The 21,870-nt window shown below is 69.0% G+C and carries 19 protein-coding genes; 4 read left to right on the top strand and 15 right to left on the bottom strand.

From position 1 onward, the window contains the following. Window positions 1-43 precede the first annotated feature (43 nt). The 9 genes from MC380_RS07565 to MC380_RS07530 all read right to left on the bottom strand — a co-directional run bounded on the left by MC380_RS07565 (window position 44) and on the right by MC380_RS07530 (window position 8,000). Window positions 44-1,186: an alpha-hydroxy acid oxidase gene (locus tag MC380_RS07565; protein WP_242102203.1), complete on the bottom strand. Its 1,143-nt coding sequence runs from the start codon at window positions 1,184-1,186 to the stop codon at window positions 44-46. 131 nt (window positions 1,187-1,317) lie between these two features. Then, entirely contained in the window at window positions 1,318-2,637 is a 1,320-nt protein-coding gene (gene fucP / locus MC380_RS07560) for an L-fucose:H+ symporter permease (protein ID WP_242102204.1), read from the bottom strand. Window positions 2,638-2,693: 56 nt separating this feature from the next. Continuing rightward, window positions 2,694-2,828, bottom strand: coding sequence for a hypothetical protein (locus tag MC380_RS17900; RefSeq protein WP_277929287.1), 135 nt, complete (start codon window positions 2,826-2,828; stop codon window positions 2,694-2,696). A gap of 43 nt (window positions 2,829-2,871) precedes the next feature. Continuing rightward, the gene (locus MC380_RS07555) at window positions 2,872-3,228 is read right to left on the bottom strand and encodes an L-rhamnose mutarotase (RefSeq protein ID WP_242102205.1); all 357 of its coding nucleotides are present in this window, start codon (window positions 3,226-3,228) and stop codon (window positions 2,872-2,874) included. A 32-nt stretch (window positions 3,229-3,260) separates the two neighbouring features. Further along, window positions 3,261-4,037: an SDR family oxidoreductase gene (locus MC380_RS07550; RefSeq protein WP_242102206.1), complete on the bottom strand. Its 777-nt coding sequence runs from the start codon at window positions 4,035-4,037 to the stop codon at window positions 3,261-3,263. A 19-nt stretch (window positions 4,038-4,056) separates the two neighbouring features. Further along, window positions 4,057-4,914 carry an amidohydrolase family protein gene (locus MC380_RS07545; protein ID WP_242102207.1) on the bottom strand — a complete coding sequence of 286 codons (858 nt, stop codon included), beginning with the start codon at window positions 4,912-4,914 and terminating at the stop codon, window positions 4,057-4,059. A 34-nt stretch (window positions 4,915-4,948) separates the two neighbouring features. Continuing rightward, window positions 4,949-6,271: an L-fuconate dehydratase gene (locus MC380_RS07540; protein WP_242102208.1), complete on the bottom strand. Its 1,323-nt coding sequence runs from the start codon at window positions 6,269-6,271 to the stop codon at window positions 4,949-4,951. Further along, window positions 6,268-7,113: an ureidoglycolate lyase gene (locus tag MC380_RS07535; protein WP_242102209.1), complete on the bottom strand. Its 846-nt coding sequence runs from the start codon at window positions 7,111-7,113 to the stop codon at window positions 6,268-6,270. The genes MC380_RS07540 and MC380_RS07535 overlap by 4 nt, the downstream gene beginning before the upstream one ends. Window positions 7,114-7,232: 119 nt before the next feature. Beyond that, window positions 7,233-8,000, bottom strand: coding sequence for an SDR family oxidoreductase (locus tag MC380_RS07530; protein ID WP_242102210.1), 768 nt, complete (start codon window positions 7,998-8,000; stop codon window positions 7,233-7,235). 234 nt (window positions 8,001-8,234) lie between these two features. Between MC380_RS07530 and MC380_RS07525 the strand changes: the two genes are divergently transcribed. After that, the gene (locus MC380_RS07525; RefSeq protein WP_242163962.1) at window positions 8,235-10,604 is read left to right on the top strand and encodes a family 20 glycosylhydrolase; all 2,370 of its coding nucleotides are present in this window, start codon (window positions 8,235-8,237) and stop codon (window positions 10,602-10,604) included. A 48-nt stretch (window positions 10,605-10,652) separates the two neighbouring features. On the opposite strand, the gene MC380_RS07520 is transcribed toward MC380_RS07525, so the two are convergent. The 3 genes from MC380_RS07520 to MC380_RS07510 all read right to left on the bottom strand — a co-directional run bounded on the left by MC380_RS07520 (window position 10,653) and on the right by MC380_RS07510 (window position 15,277). Continuing rightward, on the bottom strand, window positions 10,653-12,167 hold the full coding sequence (locus MC380_RS07520) for an alpha-L-fucosidase (RefSeq protein WP_242163961.1): 1,515 nt from the start codon (window positions 12,165-12,167) through the stop codon (window positions 10,653-10,655). Between the two features lie 118 nt (window positions 12,168-12,285). Next, a complete protein-coding gene (locus tag MC380_RS07515) occupies window positions 12,286-13,761 on the bottom strand; it encodes an alpha-L-fucosidase (RefSeq protein WP_242163959.1) in 1,476 nt (491 codons plus the stop codon). Window positions 13,762-13,873: 112 nt separating this feature from the next. Continuing rightward, on the bottom strand, window positions 13,874-15,277 hold the full coding sequence (locus MC380_RS07510) for an alpha-L-fucosidase (RefSeq protein WP_242163957.1): 1,404 nt from the start codon (window positions 15,275-15,277) through the stop codon (window positions 13,874-13,876). Between the two features lie 123 nt (window positions 15,278-15,400). Here MC380_RS07510 and MC380_RS07505 point away from each other — a divergent pair, with 123 nt between their 5' ends. Genes MC380_RS07505 through MC380_RS07495 form a run of 3 tightly spaced genes read left to right on the top strand, consistent with a single transcriptional unit; the run spans window position 15,401 to window position 18,616 of the window. Then, complete coding sequence (locus MC380_RS07505) at window positions 15,401-16,843, top strand: alpha-L-fucosidase (RefSeq protein ID WP_242102215.1); 1,443 nt, start codon at window positions 15,401-15,403, stop codon at window positions 16,841-16,843. Further along, the gene (locus MC380_RS07500; RefSeq protein ID WP_242102216.1) at window positions 16,840-17,613 is read left to right on the top strand and encodes a copper homeostasis protein CutC; all 774 of its coding nucleotides are present in this window, start codon (window positions 16,840-16,842) and stop codon (window positions 17,611-17,613) included. Before MC380_RS07505 ends, MC380_RS07500 begins: the two co-directional genes overlap by 4 nt. A 7-nt stretch (window positions 17,614-17,620) precedes the next feature. Further along, window positions 17,621-18,616, top strand: coding sequence for a glucokinase (locus MC380_RS07495; RefSeq protein ID WP_242163955.1), 996 nt, complete (start codon window positions 17,621-17,623; stop codon window positions 18,614-18,616). A gap of 21 nt (window positions 18,617-18,637) precedes the next feature. Here MC380_RS07495 and MC380_RS07490 read toward each other — a convergent pair whose 3' ends face one another. From MC380_RS07490 to MC380_RS07480, 3 genes are all read right to left on the bottom strand, one after another. After that, window positions 18,638-19,624, bottom strand: coding sequence for a carbohydrate kinase (locus MC380_RS07490; RefSeq protein WP_242102218.1), 987 nt, complete (start codon window positions 19,622-19,624; stop codon window positions 18,638-18,640). A gap of 81 nt (window positions 19,625-19,705) precedes the next feature. Next, window positions 19,706-20,755, bottom strand: a complete 1,050-nt coding sequence (locus tag MC380_RS07485) for a LacI family DNA-binding transcriptional regulator (RefSeq protein WP_242102219.1) — start codon at window positions 20,753-20,755, stop codon at window positions 19,706-19,708. Window positions 20,756-20,819: 64 nt separating this feature from the next. Then, on the bottom strand, window positions 20,820-21,869 hold the full coding sequence (locus MC380_RS07480) for a N(4)-(beta-N-acetylglucosaminyl)-L-asparaginase (RefSeq protein WP_242163953.1): 1,050 nt from the start codon (window positions 21,867-21,869) through the stop codon (window positions 20,820-20,822). Window position 21,870 lies beyond the last annotated feature (1 nt).

Genomic DNA, 21,870 nt, shown 5'->3' with positions numbered 1-21,870 from the left:
CCCCCGCAACCGGCCCGGCCCCGGCCCCCCGTCCCCCCCGCTCCTACAAATTCCACAACACCTGCGGACCGATCTCCTGCACGCTGCGGGTGCCGGTGAGCGCCATGCTCACGTCGAGTTCCTTGCGGATGAGTTCCAGCGCGGTCGTCACGCCCGCCTGTCCCATCGCGCCCAGCCCATAAAGGAAGGCCTTGCCGACCAGCGTCGCCTGCGCGCCCCGGGCCATGGCCTTGAGCACGTCCTGGCCGCTGCGCACGCCGCTGTCGAGCCAGATCTCGCTGCGAGCGCCGATCGCCTCGGCCACGCGCGGCAGCGCGGCGATGGCCGAGGGCGCGCCGTCGAGCTGGCGTCCACCGTGGTTCGAGACGATCACCGCGTCGGCACCGGCGTCCACGGCGCAGCGCGCGTCCTCGGGATCGAGCACGCCCTTGACGATCAGCTTGCCCGGCCACAGCGAGCGCACCCATTCCACATCCTTCCAGCTCAGGGTCGGATCGAACTGGCTGGCGATCCATTGCGAGAGCGTGCGCAGCCCGCCGCCGCCCTTGGGCAATGCGTCGGCCAGGTTGCCGAAGCCCTTGTGCCTTGTTCCCAGCATGCCCAGTGCCCAGCGCGGCTTGGTCGCGATGTCCAGCGCATTGGCCAGGGTGAGCTTCGGCGGCACGGTCAGGCCGTTCTTGATGTCGAGGTGGCGCTGGCCCTGGATCTGCAGGTCGGCGGTGAGCATCAGGGCCGAACAGTTGGCCGCCTTCGCGCGTTCGATCAGCGACGCGGAGAAACCGCGGTCGCGCATCACGTAGAGCTGGAACCAGAACGGCCTGTCCACCGCGGCGGCGACGGCCTCGATCGAGCAGATCGACATGGTGCTCAGGGTGAACGGCACCCCGAAGGCCTGCGCCGCGCGCGCGGCCAGGATCTCGCCGTCCGGATGCATGATTCCGGTGAGCCCGGTCGGCGCCAGCCCCACCGGCATCGCCACCGCCTCGCCGAGCATCATGGTCGCGGTCGAGCGCTTGTCGACGTCGATCATCACCCGCTGGCGTAGCTTGAGCGCGTCGAAATCGGCGCGATTGGCGCGGATCGTGGCCTCGTCGTAGGAGCCGCGATCGACGTAGTCGAAGATCGCGCGCGGCGCGCGCCGCATCGCGAGCTGGCGCAGGTCCTGGTTGTTGGTAATGACAGGCATGGCTGCTCCGCGTTACGTGCTCGTCGCCACCAAGGCCAAGGGATGGCGTCGAACGTACCAAGCGGGCTTCGCAATGCTGGTCTCGCCGACGCAGGTCGACGGCATGGAGGTCCCAAGTACGTTGAATGCCATTACCCGTTGCCCGCTGCGGTCGGGATCGGCCCGCGCCGGCGTACTTGCATGGCGAACCAGAAAATTACGATAAAGCACAAAGTCGGCACCGCGAACGCCCAGTGAATACCCATCCAGTCAGAGGTGGCGCCCATGGCGATGGTCAGCAGCGCGCCGCCGACGATGGCCATGACCAGGAACGGTGACCCTAGTTTGCGGTCGTCATCGCCGAGGTCATCGAGGCCGAGAGAGAAGATCGTCGGGAACATTACCGACATGAAGAAGCTCGTTGCGACCAGCGCATATGCGCCGAAGGCGCCGGGCACGAGAACCGCGAACGCAGTCAATGCAATGTTTGTCGCAGCGAACACGCCGAGTAGCCGCACGGGTGCGATGCGCCGCATCAGTGCCGTGCCGGCGAAGCGGCCGACCATGAAAACGACCAGCGACGCAGTCAGGAAGTTCGCGGCGCTCTTTTCCGGCGTCCCCGGCATGGTGCTCTGCACGTAGCGGATCAAGTAGCTCCACACACCGACCTGAGCGCCGACGTAGAAGAACTGGGCAAGCACCGCAAACATGAATCGCGAATTGCGCAAAAGCCGACCGATGTGCGCGCTACCGCTCTTTGCGTCGTGACTGGTGTCTTCCGCCAACGCCGGGAAGCGCACGAATGCGATCAGCACGGCCCAGGCCACGACGATGGCGCCGATGACGAGATAGGGCATTTGCACTGCCGCCGACTCTGCCGCGTAGTAGGCATTTCGTGCAGCCGGGGTCATTGCAGCGAGCTCGGCTTGGGTATGTTCGACACCGGAGAAGATGAAATGCTGGCCGACGAGGATGCCGGCGATCGAGCCGAGCGGGTTGAACGACTGCGCGAAATTCAGTCGCTGCGTGGCGCTCTCGGCCGGGCCCAGTACGGTGACGAGTGGATTGGCCGATGTTTCGAGAAAGGCCAGGCCGCTGGCAATTACGAAGAGCGCAAGCAGGAACAGGCCATAGGTGTGTACCGCCGCGGCCGGATAGAACAGGAAGGCACCGGCGGCATAGAGCCCAAGGCCGATCAGCAATGTGCCCTTGTAGCCGAAGCGACGCATGCAGACGCCGGCCGGCATCGCGAGCAGGAAGTAGCCCATATAGAACGCGCTCTGTACAAGGCCGGCCTGGAAATCCGACAGCTCAAACGCCTTCTTGAATTGCTTGATCAGAATGTCGTTGAGATTGTTGGCCATGCCCCAGAGGAAGAACAGGCTGACGATCAGCGCGAATGCGAGCGTCGCCGTGTGCGCCAACGGCGAGGTGGACGGGGAGGCAGGATTTGTAGAGGTTGTGATGGGCATGGCAGGGCTCGCGGTTCTGAAACGGGAACGGCGCTGGACGCCGCGATCAGGTATCGCTAATGCTTGTTCAGCACGTCCAGCAGGCCGCACGAGAGCCACCACAGGAAGAGCAGGCTGGTGACCAGGGCGAAGGCGAGGCGGTAGTTGCCGCTGCCGGCCGTTTCGGTTGCGCTGGAGGCGCTGGTGCTCATCGATTTCCCTCCCAGGAAATGTTGCTTGTCGATCGCCCCACAGTTACGGGATGGTGTTATGGTCGGTTTCGGTCAGGCGGAAGAGCTGTTGCATCGGCGTCCATTTCTGTCCGTCGGGCGTCCATGGCGTGGGCGCCTGGAAGCGCCACATCAGGGCTTCCCATTCGGCGATACGCGGGTTGGCGCGCTCGGCCGCGGCCATCTTCGCCGCGTCGAACACCGCATCGTCCGTCTCCATCAGCATCACCATGCGCGTGCCGAGGCGATAGATATCGAGCTCGCGGATGCCGTGCGCGCGCAGGTGCGAGAGCACCTCGGGCCATACGTCGCGGTGATATGCCTCGTACTCGGCGATCAACGCCGGGTCGTCTTTCAGGTCCAGGGCTAGGCAGTGGCGCATGGTTGGATTCCTAGGCAGCCGGCCGGGCCCGCTCAGGTCAGCGCGCGGTCGAGATGGGTGTAGCCGCCGTCGACGAAGATCCATTGCCCGGTGACATGGCTGGCGCGCGCGGACAGCAGGAACACGGTTGTGTCCGCGATCTCCTCGGAGGTGGTCATGCGATGGCCCAGCGGGATCAGGCGCTCGATGCCGGCCAGCTTTGCTTCCGGGTCGTCGAAGCCGGCGATCCATTTCCGGTACAGCGGAGTCATGACCTCGGCCGGGATCACCGCATTCACGCGTACGCCGTCGCCGGCCAGCGAGGCCGCCCACTCGCGGGTCAGCGCCAGCTGCGCACCCTTGGATGCGCAATAGCCGCTGGTGCCGCCCTGACCGGTGAGCGCGGTTTTCGAGGAGATGTTGACGATCGCGCCGCGCGCCGTCTTCAACGCCTCCACGCACAGGTGCGCCATCACGTAGTAGTGGATCAGGTTGCGTTCCAGCGACTGCACGAATGCATCGCGTCCTGCCTCCAGGCCGACGCCGTCGTTGATGCCGGCGTTGTTGACCAGTCCATGCAGGCCACCGAACTCGTCCAGCGTCGCAGTGACCGCGCGTGCACAGGCGTCGGCGTCGCCGAGCTCGACCTGGTGGAAGCGAAAGCGCGGTTGCGCCTGGCGCAGCGCCCGTTCGAAATCGGCGTCGAGCGGGCTGCGTCCGAACACCACCGGAATCGCGCCCTCGTGCGCCAGGGCCAGGCTGATCGCGCCGCCGATGCCGGCGCCGCCACCGGTCACGATCACCACCTTGCCCTGCAGGTTCAGATCCATCGGTATGGGTTCCGCGGATTCACGGCTGCAGACCATAGCAGCGCATGGCGGTGCCGCCCCACAGCTGCGCCTGCTCGGCTGCGGACAGGCGCGACGTCCAGTCGCGCACCAGTGCCGCGACCTCGGGGTAATCGGCACGCAACAGGCACACCGGCCAGTCGGAACCGAACATCAGGCGTTCGGCCCCGAACGCGTCCAGAGCGGCATCCATATGGCGATGCAGGGCATCCGCGTCGAGCTGCGGGGTGACGACCTCGGTCACCAGGCCCGACAGCTTGCACAGGACGTGCGGCTGCGCGGCGAGCGTGCGCAGATGGCCGCGCCATTCGGCCTCGCCTTCGCCACCGATCGCCGGCTTGCCGAGGTGGTCGAGCACCAGCCAGTGCCGGTCGTGGCGCGCGCAGAACGCCGGCACCAGGGACAGCTGGGCCGGCCCGCGGACCAGCACCTCGTAGACCAGCTCCTGCGCCTGCACCGCACCGATGCCACGGCCGAAGCGCGGATCTGCCAGCGTCGCCGCCACGTCCGGATCGTCCTGCAGCAGGTGGCGCACGCCCTTGAACCGCGGCGCTTCGCGCCATGAGGCAAGGCGCTCGGGCGCGTCGTCCGCCAGCAGATCGACCCAGCCGACCACGGCCGCGATCCACGGATGCGCCGCAGCCTGTTCCAGCAGGAAGGCGTTCTCCCCCTCGTCGGCGCGCGCCTGCACCGCGATGCACAGGTCGATCTGCTGCGCGTCCAGCAATGGGCGAAGATCCTGCGGCAGCCAGTCGCGCCGCAGCGCGGGCATGTGCGCACCGATCCACGGATAGTCGGCGGCGGAATAGCGCCAGAAATGCTGATGCGCGTCGACCCGCGTGGCGGGGGCAGCGGTCATGCGATGCGGCGACCAGGAAGCATGCGGCGAACCTTCAGGCGATCGCGGCGCGGGGCGGAGTCTCAGCGGCGCCGAACAGGTACCGGCGGCGGCTGTCTTCGCGCATGGTGATCGAAAATCCGGCCGCCTGCGGCGGCAGGTAGGCCGCGTCGCGGATCACGCAGGGATCGACGAAGTGCTCGTGCAGGTGGTCGACGTACTCCACCACGCGGCCCTCGCGGGTTCCGGCGATGCAGACGTAATCGATCATCGCCAGATGCTGCACGTATTCGCACAGGCCCACGCCCCCGGCATGCGGGCATACCGGCAGGCCGTACTTGGCCGCCATCAGCAGGATCGCCAGCACCTCGTTCACCCCGCCCACGCGGCAGGCATCGATCTGGACCACGTCGATCGCGCCGCCAACGATGAACTGCTTGAACATCACCCGGTTCTGGCACATCTCGCCGGTGGCGACCTGCACCGGCGCCACCGCTTCGCGGATCGCGCGATGCCCGGCCACGTCGTCCGGGCTGGTGGGCTCCTCGATGAACCACGGCTGCGCGAAGGCCAGCGCGCGCACCCAGTCGATCGCCTGGCCGACGTCCCAGATCTGGTTGGCGTCGATCATCAGCCGGCGATCCGGTCCCAGCACCTCGCGCGCGATGCGCAGGCGGCGGATGTCGTCCTGCAGGTCGCGTCCGACCTTCAGCTTCACGTATTCGAAGCCGGCGTCGACGGCTTCCTGGCACAGCCGGCGCAGCTTGTCGTCGGGATAGCCGAGCCAGCCGGCGGACGTGGTGTAGCAGGGGTAGCCTTCCCGCTCGAGCGTGGCGATACGCGCAGCCTTGCCGGCTTCGCGTTCGCGCAGCAGCGCCAGCGCTTCGTCCGGGGTGATGGCATCGCTCAGATAGCGGAAGTCGATGCAGCGGACCAGCTCTTCGGGCGTCATGTCCGCGACCAGCCGCCATACCGGCTTGCCCATCGACTTGGCCCACAGGTCCCAGACCGCATTGACCACCGCACCGGTCGCCAGATGCATCGCGCCCTTGTCCGGGCCGATCCAGCGCAGCTGGCTGTCCCCGGTGATGCGCCGCCAGAAGCGGCCCATGTCGGCCGCGATCCAGTCCAGTTCCAGCCCGACGACGAGATGCCGCAGCGCCTCGATCGCCGCGCAGCAGACCTCGTTGCCGCGGCCGATCGTGAACGTGAGGCCGTGGCCCTCGAGGCCCGGCCGCGAAGCTTCCAGGATCACGTAGGCCGCCGAATAATCCGGATCGGGATTCATCGCATCCGAACCGTCTAGCTGCTGCGAGGTGGGAAAGCGCAGGTCTTCGACCCGCATGCCGGTGATGCGCAGGGGATGGGAGGCGCTCATGCCTGCACCAGCTTCTGGCGCTGCTCGCCCAGTCCGTCGATGCCCAGCCGCATCACCTGGCCCGCGCGCAGGTAGACCGGTTCGGGCTTCTGTCCCAGGCCCACCCCGGGCGGGGTGCCGGTGGAAATCACGTCGCCCGGCTGCAGGCTCATGTGCCGGCTGAGATAGCTCACCAGGTAAGGCACGCGAAACACCATCGTGCGGGTGTTGCCGTCCTGGTAGCGATGGCCGTCCACTTCCAGCCACAGCCGCAAGGCATGCGGGTCGGGCACCTCGTCCGCGGTCACCAGCCACGGACCCAGCGGACCGAACGTGTCGCAGCCCTTGCCCTTGTCCCAGGTACCGGTGCCCTCGAGCTGGTAGGCGCGCTCGGACACGTCGTTGATCACGCAGTAGCCGGCGACATGCGCCATTGCATCGGCTTCATCGATGTAGCGGCCGCCGCGGCCGATCACCACGCCCAGCTCCACTTCCCAGTCGGTCTTGCGCGAGCCGCGCGGGATCTCGACGTCGTCATCCGGTCCGCAGATCGCGCTGGTCCATTTGTTGAACACCACCGGCTCGGCCGGCACCTGGGCGCCGGTTTCGGCGGCGTGGTCGGAATAGTTCAGTCCGATGCAGACGAACTTGCCGACCCGACCGACGCAGGCGCCGAGGCGCGGATCGCCTTCCACCCGTGGCAGCGTGGCGACGTCCAGAGCGCGCAGGCGCTGCAGTCCTTCGGGCGTCAACGCCTCCCCGGCGATGTCGTCCACCACGGCGGAGAGGTCGCGGATGCGGCCTTCGGCATCGAGGAGTCCGGGTTTTTCGGCGCCGCGCGGGCCGTAACGCAACAGTTTCATTCGATTGAATCCAGACTAGAAACTAGTGAAGAGGAACTAGGAACTAGGAACTAGCGGACGGCACTGGTATGGCGGAGAAATTCCCCAATGCTCCTAGTTCCGATCCACTAGTTCCTGCTTCAATTTGCCCAACCGCCGTCGATCACCTGCGCGGTGCCGGTGGTGAAGGCGGATTCGTCGCTGGCCAGGTACACCGCCAGCGCGGCGATCTCCTCGGGGCGGCCCAGCCGCCCCATCGGCTGGCGCGCGACGAAGCCCGCGCGCACCGCGTCCGAGGTCACTCCCTGCTCGCGCGCCTGAGCGGCGATGCGCGCATCGAGCGACGGGGATTCCACGGTGCCCGGGCAGATCGCGTTGCAGCGGATGCCGCGACCGACGAAGTCGGCGGCGACCGCCTTGGTCAGGCCGATCACCGCGGCCTTGGTGGTGCTGTAGACGAAACGGTTGGGCACGCCCTTGATGCTGGACGCCACCGAGGAGACGTTGACGATCGATCCGCCGCCATGCGCGAGCATGCCCGGCAGCAGGGCCCGGATCAGCTGGAACATCGAGCCGACGTTAAGCCGCCAGGCGAATTCCCAGTCCTCGTCGGAGGCCTCGAGGATGCTGCCGCCGTGGACCACGCCGGCGCAGTTGACCAGCACGTCGAACGCCTCGCCGGCATCCTGGTGAAGTGCGGCGAAGGCTGCGATCGCGGCGCTGTCGGTCACGTCCAGGCGCAGTGGCGTCAGTGCATCGCCGGCTTCGGCCTGCAGCGTCTCCAGCGCGTGGGCATTGATATCGGCGGCGATCACCCGCGCGCCCTCGCGGACGAAGGCCAGCGCGGTGGCGCGGCCGATGCCCTGCGCGGCGGCGGTGACCAGGGCGTGCTTGCCTTGCAGGCGCATGATGGGCTCCGGCCGAAAGTGGTCCAGCGGTTGGACCAATGCTATCGTGCCCCTCGCCCGTTGCAAACCGAGTCCGTCCCGGCAGCGCCGGAGGCGGGTGAGGGCCCTTACCCCGGTGCAATGCCGGAGAAGGGTCGGCCGGGTGCGTGGGACCCTCTCGCCAGCCCCGTCCCGACCCTCCCCGCGGGCGGGGCTGGGCGAGAATCCCGATCACCATGCACGGGCGAGGCGGATATGCGGCGAGCAAGCGGATCGAACACTGGCGGCTTCAAGACCTGGGCGCTGCTGCTGCTCGCGACCCTGGCCGCCGGCTGTGGCGACGCGCCTGGCCCACAGGCGGCCGATGCCAAGCAAACGCCCGCGGTGCAGCCCGCCACGGCTGTCCCGGCGCTGCCGCTGATTCCCATGCCGGCCAGTACGGCGCGCGGCGAGGGCGGGTTTCCGGTCCGCGCCGACACGCCCGTGATCGCCGCCGCCAACGACCCCGCCGCGCGCCAGGCAGCGCAACAGTTCGCGCGGCTGCTGGAAGAGAGCTTCGGTGCAGCGCCCAGGGTGTCCGATGCCGGCGACGCCGGTCATGCGATCGCCTTCATCACCGACCCGCAGCTCAAGGCGTCGGCCGAAGGCTATGTGCTGGAAGTCTCGTCCGACGGTGTCCGCATCCGGGCGCGCGGTGCGGCCGGGCTGTTCTACGGTGGCGTGTCGTTGTGGCAGCTGCTCTCAGCCGATGGCGAAAATCAGCTGCCGGTGACGCTGCCGGCCGTGCGCATCGATGATGCGCCGCGCTTCGCCTGGCGCGGTTTCATGCTCGACTCCGCGCGCCACCTGCAGAGCGTCGGAGAGATCAAGCGCCTGCTCGATCAGATGGCGCGGCACAAGCTCAACGTCTTCCACTGGCACCTGACCGACGACCAGGGCTGGCGCCTGGAGATCAAGCGTTACCCCAAGCTCACGCAAGTCGGCGCCTGGCGCGTACCCGCCGGCAAGGCCGGGCGCGACAGTGTCGGCAAGCCGGTGCGCTATGGCGGTTTCTACACCCAGGCCCAGGCGCGCGAGATCGTCGAATACGCCAGGCAGCTGCACATCACCGTGGTCCCGGAGATCGAACTGCCCGGCCATGCGCAGGCGGCGATCGCGTCCTATCCGGAACTTGGCGTCACCGGCAAGGCGCCGCCGGTCTCGCCGGACTGGGGCGTGCATACCTGGCTGTTCAATGTGGAGGATCCGACCTTCACCTTCCTCGAAAACGTACTGAACGAGGTGATGGCGGTCTTCCCCGGCCAGTACATCCACATCGGCGGCGACGAGGCCGACAAATACCAGTGGCAGCGCTCGTCGCAGGTGCAGGCCAGGCGCAAGGCGCTGGGGCTGGCCGACGACATGCAGCTGCAGAGCTGGTTCATCAAGCGAATCGAGAAGTTCCTGGTCGCGCACGAGCGGCGCCTGATCGGTTGGGACGAGATCCTGGAGGGCGGCCTGCCGCCCGAGGCCACGGTGATGTCCTGGCGCGGCACCAAGGGCGCGGTGGAAGCGGCGCGGCAGGGACACGACGTGGTCCTCACACCGAGCGATGTGACCTACCTCAACCGCATGCAGTCGGAGGAAGTCGACGAACCGCCGGCCCACGATTACCCGACGCCGTTGAAGGCGGTGTACGACTTCGAACCAGTGCCGCCCGAGCTGGATGCGGAGCAGGCCAAGCATGTCATGGGCACCCAGGCCAACCTGTGGACCGAGCACGTGCGCACCGAGGCGCGCGTGGAACACATGGCGTTCCCGCGCCTGAGCGCGCTGGCGGAAGTCGCCTGGTCGCCGAAGGCATCGCGCGACTGGAACGGCTTCCTGCAACGCCTCGCGCCGCAGATGCGACGCTTCGCGCACGCCGGGATCCGCGCGGCCGACAGCGCATTCGCGGTGCGGATCGAGGCCCAGTCACAGGGCGACGGCGCGCAGGTCGCGCTCGCCAACCAGGCCGGCTTCGGCGAACTGCGCTACACCACCGACGGCAGCGAGCCGACGGCGCGGTCGGAGCTGTACGCGCAGCCGCTGCAGCTGAAGCTGCCCGCGACCGTGTCCGCCAATGCCTTCCTCGACGGCAAGCCGCTGGCGCGGACGCGCAGCCAGCGCATCGACGCAGCGCTGCTGCGCAGCCGCGATGCCGAGCAACTCGCGCCCTGCCGCAAGCAAGGCTACGTGTTGCGGGTCGAGGACGACGAACCGCTGCAGGGCGAGCGCGCGGTCGTGCCGGTCGACATCGCCGGCCCGTGCTGGCTGTGGAAACAGGCGCCGCTCGAGGGCGCGGCGTCGCTGCGCGCGGAGATCGTCGACCTGCCATACAACTTCCAGTTCGGCGGCGAGTCCGCGGCGGCAGCGCCGCCGAACCAGGCGAGCGCACCGGCCGCACTGCAGGTGTTCGGCAACACCTGCGAAGGCAGGCCGTTGGCATCGGCAAAAGTCGCGCAGACCGATGCGGCGACCGAACAGCTCGACATCGCGCTGCCATCGCCAATGCCGACACGCGACCTGTGCCTGAAGTTCAGCGGCGACTATCGTCACACGCTGTGGGCGATCGACCGGGTCGAGCTGGTGCCGGCCGCACGCTGAGGGGCGACGTGTCCATGCGCGCGATGCCGCGCGCATGCCGTACTCGGGTCAGTCGGCGTCGCTGTGATCGTCCGGCCGCGCGATCGGCGCGACGGCGCCCGGATCGCGGAACAGGCTGACCTGGGCGATGCGCGGAGCCTCGTAGGCGAAGTCGACGAGCAGGCGCAGGCGTTGGCCGAGCACGGGCGCGATCCGCGCGAGCCGGCAGTAGCCGAGGGTGTTGCCCCAGGACAGGGTGCGCCAGGCGCTGCCGGTATGCAGCTGCACGCGCCAGGCGGCGATGTGCTGGCCATGGGCGATCGCCTCGGCGACGCGTACCACGTCGAAGCGCACCGGCGCGGGCAGGTAGAACTCGAGCCAGCCGCTGCGCGCGTCCGCATCCGCCTGCCAGTGGCGGTCGGGATCGGGATCGAGCACGGCTTCGGCATCGCGTCCGCCACTGGCGCGCACCCGTGCGCCGCGCAGCAGGTCGTGCGCGAACAGCGCGGATTTGCGCGCGTGGAAGCCCTGCAGCGCCGCCACGTCAGGCGCATCGAGCAGGCCGTCGCGATTGGGCGGCACGTTCAGCAGCAGCTTGCTGTTGCGGCCGACCGAATTGAAATACAGGCCGAGCAGGTTCTCGGGCGTGCGCACCTTGTCGGATTCATGCGCGTGCCAGAACCAGCCCGGGCGGATCGACACGTCGGTCTCGGCAGGGCGCCAGACCGCGCCGTCGGGGTCGCCCTGCTGCAGCGCCTCGATCGTCCACGGATCGCCCGCACCCGGCGCCGGCACACGCGCCGGATCCACCGGACTCCAGTTGGTCGCGCCGGCGCTGCCGCTCTCGTTGCCCACCCAGCGCACGTCCGGGCCGGCGTCGGAAAACATCACCGCGTCCGGCTGCAGCCGCCGCACGGTGGCGTGGATCCGCGGCCAGTCGTAGGTCTGGCGCTTGCCGTTCGGGCCCTCGCCGTTGGCGCCGTCGAACCACACTTCCGACAGCGGCCCGTAGTGGCCCAGCAGCTCGGTGAGCTGGGCGATGTAGACGTCGTTGTAGGCGCGGCCCTGGCCGTAGCTGGGGTGGTTGCGGTCCCAGGGCGAGAGGTAGAGGCCCGCGCGCAGGCCGGCGTCGCGGCAGGCATCGACGAACTCGCGTACCAGGTCGCCTTTACCGTCGCGCCACGGGCTGGACGCCACCGAATGCGCAGTGGTCGCGCTGGGCCACAGGCAGAAGCCGTCGTGATGCTTGGCGGTGAGCACCAGGCTGCGGAAGCCCGCGTCCTTCACCACCTGCACCCATTGCCGCGCATCCAGCGCGGCCGGTGCGAACAGTTTCGGGTCCTCTTCGCCGGTGCCCCATTCGCGGTCGGTGAAGGTGTTGATGCCGAAATGCACGAACAGCGAGAGTTCCTCGCGCTGCCAGGCCAGCTGCGCGGGCGACGGGCGCGGACGCGATCCGGCTTCCGCCGCGACCAGGGCACCGGCAGGCAGCGCGGACAGCGCCGTGGCCGACCCCGCCGCGCCCAGCGAAGCCAGGAAACGTCGCCGGTCGAGGACAAAACCGCTGCGGCTGGAATGATTCATGGGCAGTGTCTCTCGACAGCGTGGGTGGGCGTGGGGACGTGACGTCGCTCGCACGACAGTTCCATGGTGCAGGACGCGCCGCCGCATGACAGCAACGCGCCGGCGCGCAGGCGCGCGCTCATGGCGCGGCCTGCATCGCGCCCGGCAGTCGGATCGCCCAGGCGTAGGCGCCTGCGGTGTCCTTGCGCACGCCTTCGGGCACATCGAGCACGGTCTTGTCGTTGTCGCGACGCCATGCCAACGCGGCGTCGCTGCCCAGCACTGCGAGCTGCGTCCCTGCGCGCGGTGCCGGGCCGGGGATTTCGAGCTTCGCCGGCAGGCGTTTCTCCTTCGCATCCGGCAGGTAGATGGCATACACGTCGCCATTCTTCAGTCGCGTGTAGCGGAACTTGCCGGCGCGATAGGGCGCGACCGCGCGGCTGGCGTAGATCGCCTCGCCATTGACCTGCATCCACGCGCCGATCTCGCGCAGCCGCTGCACCGCTTCGTCAGGCAGCTGGCCATCGGGCTGCGGGCCCACGTTGAGCAGGTAGTTGCCGCCCTTGGCCACCACGTCGACCAGCATCTGCACCACCTGGCGTGCGGGCTTGTAGTTGTCGTTGGGGGTGTAGCTCCACGAGTCGCCCAGGGTCATGCAGGTTTCCCACGGGTACGGCAGCGGCTCGTCGGGGATCTTCTGCTCGGGCGTGCGGTAGTTTTCGTAGCGGCCGCCGACCGCGCGGTCGACCACGATCAGTCCGGGCTGGTTCCTGCGCGCCAACGCCGCCATGCCGGGCATGTCGATGTCCTGCGGCCACGGCACGCCGGCCGTGCCCTGCGCGATGTCGTCCATGGTGTCGCGTGCGCGCACCCAGCCGCCGTCCAGCCACAGGATGTCCAGCGCGCCGTAATCGCGGGTCAATTCGCCGATCTGCGCATGGGTGAACTTCACGAAGCGCTTCCACAGGTCCGGATGCTTGCGGGTGTCGTAGTTGTTGTGCCGATTGGGGGTGGCCCAGCGCGGCGACCAGTAGGCGTCGCTGTGCCAGTCGGGTTTGGAGAAATAGGCGCCGATGCCGAAGCCCTGCGCACGGAAGGCATCGAACACTTCCTTGGCGACGTTCGCGCGCGGGTTGGTGTGGAACGGCACGTTCGGCGCGGTGATCCGGTAGTCGGTCTGGCGCGTGTCGAACATGGAAAATCCGTCGTGGTGCTTGGTGGTGAACACGACGTACTTCGTGCCAGCGTCCTTGGCGACGCGCGCCCAGGCATCCGGGTCGAACTTCACGGGGTCGAACGTGGTCGGCAGTTGTTCGTATGCCTTGACGTAGCCGACGTAGTCGTCGACGTACCTGGCGGTGTGCTTGTTGCCCTTGGGCGGTCCGCACCAGCCCACGTCCTCGGAGCAGATCGACCACGACTCGACGATGCCCCACTGGCTGTACGGGCCCCAGTGCATCATGAAACCGAACTTCCAGTCCTGCCATTGCTCCAGCTTGCGCACGACCAGCGGATCGGTCTCGGGGACGTAGGGATGTTCTTCGTGCTGGGCGCGGGCGGGGTTGGCCGCCAGCAGCCCGAGCAGCAGTGTGGAAATACCCAACATCGTCTTCATCGTGGTCTCCGATTGCGTAGGAGCGGCGTCAGCCGCGAGCTTTCTGGCTTTCGTGCAGCGGGTCCGGGGAGGGCTCGCGACTGACGCCGCTCCCGCCCGGGCGCGATGCGCGCTACTCGTTGCTTTCGATTGCCTTGACCTCTTCTTCGAACAGCGAGGCCGGGCGATCGAGCTCCAGCGCCACCACGGTCATGTCCGGATCCCAGGCGCGATCTGGCACGCGCAGGTAGAGCAGTCCCGGGACCTTGCTCCAGTCGTGCTTGCCGAGCACGCGGTGGCCGACCTCGGCATCGCCGCCCACCACGCGCGCGCGCAACACCTTGTTGTCCAGGCCCTTGACCAGCAGTTCGCCGCTCGGGCGGCCGTCGACGAACAGGTACACGGTCCGGCGGTCCTTGGAGAGCGTGCTAGGCCCGTGGAAATGCGGCAGGCCGATGCCGGCCATGCTGCCGTAGATCGCCTCGGCATGCTTGTTGGTCCAGCGCCCCATCTTCTCCAGGATCTCGACCTGGCGTGGGTCGATGGTGCCGTCGGGTCTGGGGCCGATGTCGAGCAGCAGGTTGCCGCCCATGCCGATGGTATCGGCCAGGATGTGGATCAGCTGGTTGGCGTCCTTGTACTCGGTATCGCGCGGCTGGTACCCCCAGGACCGGTTCATGGTCAGGCACAGTTCCCACCAGCGCTCGGCCGGACGCAGCACCGGGACGCCCTGTTCGGGGGTGGCGTAATCGCCATGACCTTGCAGGCGCGAGTTGATGATCGCGGCCGGGTTGCGCGTCAGGATGTCGTGGCGCACCTGGTCCGCCTGCCATTCGGCCGCGCTGTGCTCCCAGTCGCCGTCGAACCAGTACAGGTCGGGGCGGTAGCGGGTGCCCAGATCGTCGATCTGCTCGCGCATGTAGCCAAGGTAGCGCTGCCAGCGTTGCGGTTCGCGCCTGAAGTCGTAGCGTTTGCGCTGGCGGGTGAACACGTCGTAATCGGCATACGACCAGTCCGGCAGCGAGTAATACAGCCCGACCTTGAGGCCGTCGGCGCGCAGCGCGTCGACGAAGGGACCGACCAGGTCGCGCCCGGCCGGCGTATCGCGCACCACGTTGAGGCCCTGCCTGGAATCCCACAGCGCCACGCCGTCGTGGTGGCGCGTGGTGAGCACGGCATAGCGCGCGCCGGCGCGTTTGATCAGGTCCGTCCAGGCCTTGGGGTCATAGCGCTCGGCGGTGAAGCCGCGCAGCTGCCTGAGGTAGTCGGGGTGCGAGATCTTGCCGTTGAAGAACGACCAGGACTCGTCGATCCCGTCCACCGCATAGATGCCCCAGTGGATGAACACGCCGAACTTGGCGTCGGCGAACCACTGCATGCGCTGGGCCCTGGCCTGCGCGGACTCGGCGGCGGTGGAGGAGGCGTCCGTGGTCCGGGCCGCCACCGGCGTGGGACCGCCCAGGGCGAGCAGCCCCGCCAGCAGGAGCGGAATGGGGCTCGGGATTGGGCGCGGGATCCGGAATGGGCGGCCTGGCATGCTTTCCCCTGTTTGGACTCTGGCCCATTGGTTGGACCAATGCTAACGTCCTCCCCGGCGCATGCAAGCCGTCGCGTCCCCCGGTTGCCCCCCGATTCCCCCTACGTCCCTCAGGAACCCCGAATGCCACAGCCCGCCCTGCGCCTGCTCGCCCTCGGACTGCTGGCCGCTGCAGTGGGCCTGGCCTGCAGCCGGACGCCGGAGCCGGAAGCCGAGCCTGCGCCCGTACCGGCATCGCCCGCAGCGTCCCCCGGTTCCACGGCCGCGGCGCACGGGAAGGAAACCTCCGCGCAGAAGGCCGAACGCCTGGCCTGGTGGACCGATGCCCGCTTCGGCCTGTTCATCCACTGGGGCCTGTACGCGGTGCCCGCGGGCGAATGGCAGGGCAAGCGCGGCTACGGGGAATGGATCATGGAGGAGGCGGACATCCCCAAGGCCGAATACGAACGGTTGGCGGAGCGCTTCAATCCGGTGAAGTACGACCCCGAGGCTTGGGCGCGCGCGGCGAAGGACGCCGGCATGAAATACGTGATCCTCACCAGCAAGCACCACGAAGGCTTCGCCATGTGGGACACGCAGGGCACCGACTACAACATCGCCCGGCGTACGCCGTACGGCAAGGGCGTGATCGAGCCGTTGGCCGAGGCCGCGCGCCGCCAGGGCCTGCACTTCGGCGTGTATTACTCGATCATGGACTGGCACGATCCGTCGCAGCGCGAGAGCAAGCCCGGTGCGCTCAATCCGACCCTGATCGATCCGGCGCAGAAGGCGCGTTACGTGCGCGACATGAAGACCGAACTGAGGGAACTGGTGGAACGGGCCGACGTCGACGTGCTGTGGTTCGACGGCGAATGGGTCGACTGGTGGACGCAGGAAGACGCGCGCGACCTCGAAGCCTTCCTGCGCGGGCTCAAGCCGGACATCATCATCAACAACCGCATCTTCAACTCGCGCGAAGGCAGCATGGCCGGCATCAGCCCGACCGGCATGCCGGGCGACTTCCACACTCCCGAGCAGGAAGTGCCGGCCAAGGGCCTCGGTCCCGGTAATTACTGGGAAAGCTGCATGACGATGAACCAGAAGTGGGGATTCGTGAACGACAGCGAGGCGGACTGGAAATCGACCGGCGTGCTGCTGCGGCACCTGATCGACAGCGCCAGCAAGGGTGGCAATTTCCTGCTCAACGTCGGGCCGACCGCTGAAGGAGAGTTCCCGCAGCGTGCTCTCCAGCGGATGGCGGGCATCGGCCGCTGGATGCAAATCAACGGGGAGGCCATCCATGGCACCTCGGCGACCCCGCTGGAACAGACGCCGGCCTGGGGCCGGATCACCCGCAAGCCGGCCGAAGGCGGCGCAGCGGAGCGGCTGTACCTGCACGTCTTCGACTGGCCGCGGGACGATGTGTTGCGGTTGCCGTTGGCGCAGGCGGTTTCCAGCGCCCGCCTGCTGGCGGATCCGGATGCGCGTATCGGGATCGATCAGGGCGACGGCGAGCTGCGCCTGCGCCTGCCGGCTGCGGCACCGGATCCCGAGGTCAGCGTCGTCCGCTTGGACCTGTCGCCATGAGCGATGCGCCGGATGAGGCGCCGCGCCCGGGGATGCGCCCGCTGCTCGAAATCGCAGCCAACTCGCTGGATTCGGCGCTCGCCGCGCAGGCGGGAGGCGCCGACCGGATCGAACTGTGCGCAGCGCTGGAAGTGGGCGGGCTGACCCCGTCGCCGGCCCTGGTCCTGCAGGTCCGCGAGCGGCTGCAGATCCCGGTCTACGTGCTGATCCGGCCGCGCGCCGGCGATTTCGCCTACAGCCCGTCCGAGCACGCGACCATGCTCGGCGACATCGCCTGGTGCCGCGCGGCCGGCTGCGACGGCGTGGTGACCGGCGCGCTGACCCCCGACGGGGATGTCGACACCGCGCGCTGCGGCGAGCTGGTCGCGGCGGCCGCTGGCCTGGGTGTCACCTTCCACCGCGCCATCGATGTCTGCCGCGATCCGGCGCAGGCGCTGGAAGCCATCATCGCGCTGGGCTGCGAACGCGTGCTCAGTTCCGGCGGCGCAGCCAGCGCGCCGGAGGGCGCGGCCAGGCTGCGCGCGCTGGTGGAGCAGGCCGGCGATCGCATCGTGCTGATGCCCGGCGCCGGGATCGACGAGAGCAACATCGCGCAACTCCTTCGCCTGACCGGTGCGCGCGAATTCCACGCGTCGGCCAAGCGCGTGCTGGCGTCGGCCATGCGCCATAGCAGCGCGGCCAGCCTCGGCATGGCAGCGGGCGAACTGCGCAGCGACGAGGACCAGGTGCGGCGCCTGGTCGCGGCATTGCGGCACGACGCGGTTGCGTAGACTGCGAATGGACACGACCCACGACACGATGAACAAGGCAATCCGCGAGCCCTTCCTGGCCACCGACATCGGCGGCACCCATGCCCGTCTGGCGCTGGTGCGCGCACGTGGAGATGGCGGCATCGAGATCGTCGACCAGCACAAATATCTGTGCGCCGACTTCCCGGGACTGGCGCCGATCCTGGCCGATTTCCTCGCCGGGCGTGGCGCGGTGGACGATGCGGCGATCGGCTGCGCCGGCATGCGCCGCGGCGACACCATCATCAGCCTCAACCTGCCCTGGCCGGTGTCGCTGCCGGAGGTCCGCGCGCTGGGCATCGCACGCGCCTGCGCGGTCAACGACTTCGTCGCCGTGGCCTATGCCACGCAGTGCATGGGCCCGGAGGACGGCGTCGCGCTGATGCCCGGAACGCTGTCCGCCGAGCCCGGGCCGGTGCTCGTGGTCGGTCCGGGCACTGGTTTCGGGGCGGCGCTACGGGTCCCGGTCGGCGACGGCTGGAAGGTGCTGCCCAGCGAAGCCGGGCAGGTATCGCTGGCGCCCGGTACCGCGCGCGAGCGTCAGGTGCTCGCGCGACTGCAGGGCGATGCCGGCTATGTCAGCGTCGAGCAGGCGGTGAGCGGGCCGGGCCTGTTGCGCCTGTACCGGACGCTGTGCGCGATCGAAGGCGTGGTGACGCGCTGCGCCACGCCGGCGGAAGTCGCCGACGCCGCGGGAGCGGGCAGCGACCCGCAGGCGGTCGAGGCCGTCGCACTGTTCTGCGCGCAGTTCGGCAGCCTGCTGGCCGACACGGTGCTGGTGACCGGTGCGACCCGGGTGTTCGTCGCCGGCGGGATCGTGACCAAGATCCAGGGCCTGCTGGAGCGCAGCGATTTCGCCGCACGCTTTCTCCACAAGGGCGAGATGCGGCGGGTGCTCGAACGGGTCCCGGTGCGGCTGATCGACCACCCACACAAGGGCGTGATCGGCGCGGCCAGCTGGTACCTGCAGCAGCGCGCGGCGTAACGCGCGCGGCGCAGGCCGCCGTCAGGCGGCCGCGCTGGTGCCGAGCAGGACCATCGCTTCCTCGTGCGTGGGCAATGCCGCGAACGAACCGTAGCGGGTCACCGCCAGCGCGCCGCAGGCCGACGCGTAGCGCAGCGCCTCCATGAGCCTGCCGGTATCGCCCAGGAAGGCGTCGAAGCCGTGCGCATCGACGGCTTCGCGCTGCAGCTGCACGAGCAGTCCGCCGATGAAGGCGTCGCCGGCCGCGGTGGTGTCCACGGCCTCGACCCGAACCGTCGGCAGTTGCCCGCGCTGGGCGCGCGTATACCAGCGGACCGGCGCCGCACCATCGGTGACCAGTACCAGCCGCGCGTGCTGCAGCAGCCGCGCGACGACGGCATCGGCCATCAGCCCGCCTTCGGCCTGCAGGAACTCCAGCTCCTCGCGCGCCAGCTTGACCAGGTCGGCGCCTTCGAGCGCCTGCCACAGCCGCGCCGGCACCGGCGCGGCGTCCGCCCACAGCGCCGGTCGCAGATTGAGGTCGATGCTGACCAGCGCACCGGCCGCGCGCGCGCGCCGCATCCCGGCCAGGGTCGCCGCGGCGATGCCCGGCTCGGTGAGACTGTTGCTGCACACGTGGAAGACGCCGGCTGCGGCAAAACAGGCTGGGTCGAAATCTGATTCTGAAAACAGCAGATCCGCCGCCGGCGGACGATAGAAGCTGAAGCTGCGCTCGCCATTGGCATCGAGCGATACGAACGCCAGCGCCGTGCGCGCACGGTCGGTGCGCCGCACGTAACGCGTGCCCGCGCCGGCTTCGCGCAGGCTATGCAGCAGGAAGTCGCCGAACATGTCCTCGCCGAGCATGCCGACGAATTCGCAGGTACCGCCCAGGCGCGCGACTGCGACCGCGGCGTTGGCCGGCGCGCCGCCTGCGAACTGGCGGAACACGCGCGCCTGTGTCGGATCCGGCACGGGCGCGGCCAGGAAATCGATCAATGCTTCGCCAAAGCAGACGATGGTGTTCATCCGTGAGCGTCCTGTTTGCTGCGGGTTTCGTGTTGGTATCGGGGCATGTCCGTGTAGGGCAGATCGGGATCAATCGGGACGTCAGCGAAAATCGGCATGGCAGCTGCTCTCGCGTTCGACCAGGCGCACCGGTGCGATCACCGGCGCGTGCGAGACGGCGCCGCCCGGTGCGACCTGCGCCAGCACGATCTGCGCAGCCTGCCGCCCGCGTTCGCGCGGGTCGGCGCACAACGTGGTGAGGGGCGGCATGCTGACCGCCGCCTCGGGGATGTCGTCGAAACCGGTCAGGGCGAAGTCGACCCCAGGCCGGCGGCCGTGGTGGGCCAGTCCGAGCATCAGGCCCAGGGCGACCGCGTCGTTGTAGCAGACCGCGGCGGTTGCGTCGGGCACCGCCGCGAACAGCGCCGCGGTGCGGGCGCAGGCGTCCAGGCGCGTGGGCGCGGATTCGATCATCCAGGCCGGATCAAGCGCGATGCCGGCAGCGGCCAACGCATCCTGATAGCCCAGACGCCGTTCGCGGCAGGAGCTCGAGTCCGCATGGCCGCCGAAAAACACGATCCTCCGGTGGCCACGCGCGAGCAGGTGTTCGGTGGCCAGGCGGGCGCCGCTGCGGTTGGCCAGGCCGAGGAAGTCGAACTGGAATCCGGTCGGAGCGGTGCCGCCCAGCGCCCGGTTGAACACCAGCAAGGGCGTGCGCGGGCCGAGCGCCGCAGCCACGCCGGCCGCGGTGCTGTCCTCGGCCGGCGACAGGATGATCGCGGCCGGGTGCTGCTGCACCAGTGACCCGAGCACGATCCGCTCCCGCTCCGCCGATTCGTTGCTGCAGCCGAGCAGGGTGACGTAGCCGCGCTCGCCGAGCGCTTCGTCCACGCCCGCGGCGAATTCGGCGAAGAACGGGTTCGACAGATCGTTGATCACCAGGGCCACGGTCGACGACACCCGCTGCCGCAGGTTGGCGGCGGCGCGGTTGTAGACGTAGCCCTGGCGCAGCATTTCCGCCTCGACCCGTGCGCGGGTCTCGGCGTGCACCAGCGGGCTGCCGCGCAGCACCAGCGAGACGGTCGCGCGCGACACGCCGCAGGCCTGGGCGACGTCGGTCAGCGTGACCCGGCGCGACCTGTGCAACGGCATTTCCCCGCTCCCCATTGCGCCCGTGTTGCACGGACGCTGTTGTCTGGCGCGCTCGCGGATCGCTTCATGTCAGGCTCGGCGCCGTGACGTGGCGCGTGCCGCCGGCGTCGGTGACGGCGTAGCTGAAGCCCTGCTGCAGCGCGTAGCCGCCGTAGCGCCCGTCTTGATGCAGGGCGATGAAAGCCATCTGCAGATCCTTGCGCGGCGGTCGATAGCGGCGCGCGATGCGCTCGACCGCTTCGCGGCAGGCGCCCTCGGGCGTGCGTCCCTGACGCATCAGTTCGACCACCGTGTGCGAGCCGCATATGCGCAGGCATTCCTCCCCCACGCCGGTGGCGGTGGCGGCGCCGACCTCGCCGTCGACGAACAGGCCTGCGCCGGAGATCGGCGAATCGCCCACGCGGCCACGCAGCTTGAAGGCCATGCCGCTGGTGGTGCAGGCACCGGCCAGATGGCGCGCGTGGTCCAGCGCCAGGATGCCGATGGTGTCGTGGTTGGCCTCGCCGGCGCCGGGCATGCGGTCGTGCGCGGGGGGGCGTTTGCCCATCTGCTCGATGTTCGGCTGCGGCTGGTACTCGGCGGTCTTGAGCCATTCGCGCCAGGCCTGCTCGGCGGCGGGCGTCAGCAGGTTCTGGCGCTCGAAGCCCTGGGCCAGGGCGAACTGCAGCGCGCCTTCGCCCACCAGCAGCACGTGCGGAGTGCGTTCCATCACCCGCCGCGCCACCGACACCGCATGCACGATGTCCTCCAGACAGGCGACCGATCCCAGGTTGCCCAGGTGGTCCATGACGCAGGCGTCCAGGGTCACGTGGCCATCGCGGTCCGGATAGCCGCCCAGGCCCACCGAATGGTTCTCGGGGTCGGCCTCGGGCACGCGCGCACCGGCCTCGACCGCGTCGAGCGCGCTGCCGCGCCGTTCCAGGATCTGCCAGGCAGCGGCATTGGCCGCTTCGCCGAAGTCCCAGGTGGACAGGACCATGGGTGCACCAGCCCCGCCCGCGCCTGCGTTTTTTTCCCCCGCGGGCAGGGTCGCGGCCGGGAGCCGTTCCGGCGCGATCCCGAGCGCGGCGGCGGAGAGCGCCAGCAGGCGCAGGAATTCGCGGCGAGGGTGCAAG

It is taken from the genome of Lysobacter sp. M15 (genome assembly GCF_022662515.1).
Lineage (GTDB): Bacteria > Pseudomonadota > Gammaproteobacteria > Xanthomonadales > Xanthomonadaceae > JAKPBU01.
This window is presented reverse-complemented; position numbering and strand designations above follow the sequence as displayed.

What these genes read in the sequence shown, in the direction of transcription:
- MC380_RS07550 (WP_242102206.1), bottom strand. Translation starts at nt 4,037, where the DNA reads ATGGATCTGAACCTGCAGGGCAAGGTGGTGATCGTGACCGGTGGCGGC.
- MC380_RS07530 (WP_242102210.1), bottom strand. Translation starts at nt 8,000, where the DNA reads ATGCGCCTGCAAGGCAAGCACGCCCTGGTCACCGCCGCCGCGCAGGGC.
- MC380_RS07545 (WP_242102207.1), bottom strand. Translation starts at nt 4,914, where the DNA reads ATGACCGCTGCCCCCGCCACGCGGGTCGACGCGCATCAGCATTTCTGG.
- MC380_RS07495 (WP_242163955.1), top strand. Translation starts at nt 17,621, where the DNA reads ATGGACACGACCCACGACACGATGAACAAGGCAATCCGCGAGCCCTTC.
- MC380_RS07555 (WP_242102205.1), bottom strand. Translation starts at nt 3,228, where the DNA reads ATGCGCCACTGCCTAGCCCTGGACCTGAAAGACGACCCGGCGTTGATC.
- MC380_RS07515 (WP_242163959.1), bottom strand. Translation starts at nt 13,761, where the DNA reads ATGAAGACGATGTTGGGTATTTCCACACTGCTGCTCGGGCTGCTGGCG.
- MC380_RS07520 (WP_242163961.1), bottom strand. Translation starts at nt 12,167, where the DNA reads ATGAATCATTCCAGCCGCAGCGGTTTTGTCCTCGACCGGCGACGTTTC.
- MC380_RS07540 (WP_242102208.1), bottom strand. Translation starts at nt 6,271, where the DNA reads ATGAGCGCCTCCCATCCCCTGCGCATCACCGGCATGCGGGTCGAAGAC.
- MC380_RS07535 (WP_242102209.1), bottom strand. Translation starts at nt 7,113, where the DNA reads ATGAAACTGTTGCGTTACGGCCCGCGCGGCGCCGAAAAACCCGGACTC.
- MC380_RS17900 (WP_277929287.1), bottom strand. Translation starts at nt 2,828, where the DNA reads ATGAGCACCAGCGCCTCCAGCGCAACCGAAACGGCCGGCAGCGGCAAC.
- MC380_RS07485 (WP_242102219.1), bottom strand. Translation starts at nt 20,755, where the DNA reads ATGCCGTTGCACAGGTCGCGCCGGGTCACGCTGACCGACGTCGCCCAG.
- MC380_RS07510 (WP_242163957.1), bottom strand. Translation starts at nt 15,277, where the DNA reads ATGCCAGGCCGCCCATTCCGGATCCCGCGCCCAATCCCGAGCCCCATT.
- fucP (WP_242102204.1), bottom strand. Translation starts at nt 2,637, where the DNA reads ATGCCCATCACAACCTCTACAAATCCTGCCTCCCCGTCCACCTCGCCG.
- MC380_RS07505 (WP_242102215.1), top strand. Translation starts at nt 15,401, where the DNA reads ATGCCACAGCCCGCCCTGCGCCTGCTCGCCCTCGGACTGCTGGCCGCT.
- MC380_RS07525 (WP_242163962.1), top strand. Translation starts at nt 8,235, where the DNA reads ATGCGGCGAGCAAGCGGATCGAACACTGGCGGCTTCAAGACCTGGGCG.
- MC380_RS07565 (WP_242102203.1), bottom strand. Translation starts at nt 1,186, where the DNA reads ATGCCTGTCATTACCAACAACCAGGACCTGCGCCAGCTCGCGATGCGG.
- MC380_RS07500 (WP_242102216.1), top strand. Translation starts at nt 16,840, where the DNA reads ATGAGCGATGCGCCGGATGAGGCGCCGCGCCCGGGGATGCGCCCGCTG.
- MC380_RS07490 (WP_242102218.1), bottom strand. Translation starts at nt 19,624, where the DNA reads ATGAACACCATCGTCTGCTTTGGCGAAGCATTGATCGATTTCCTGGCC.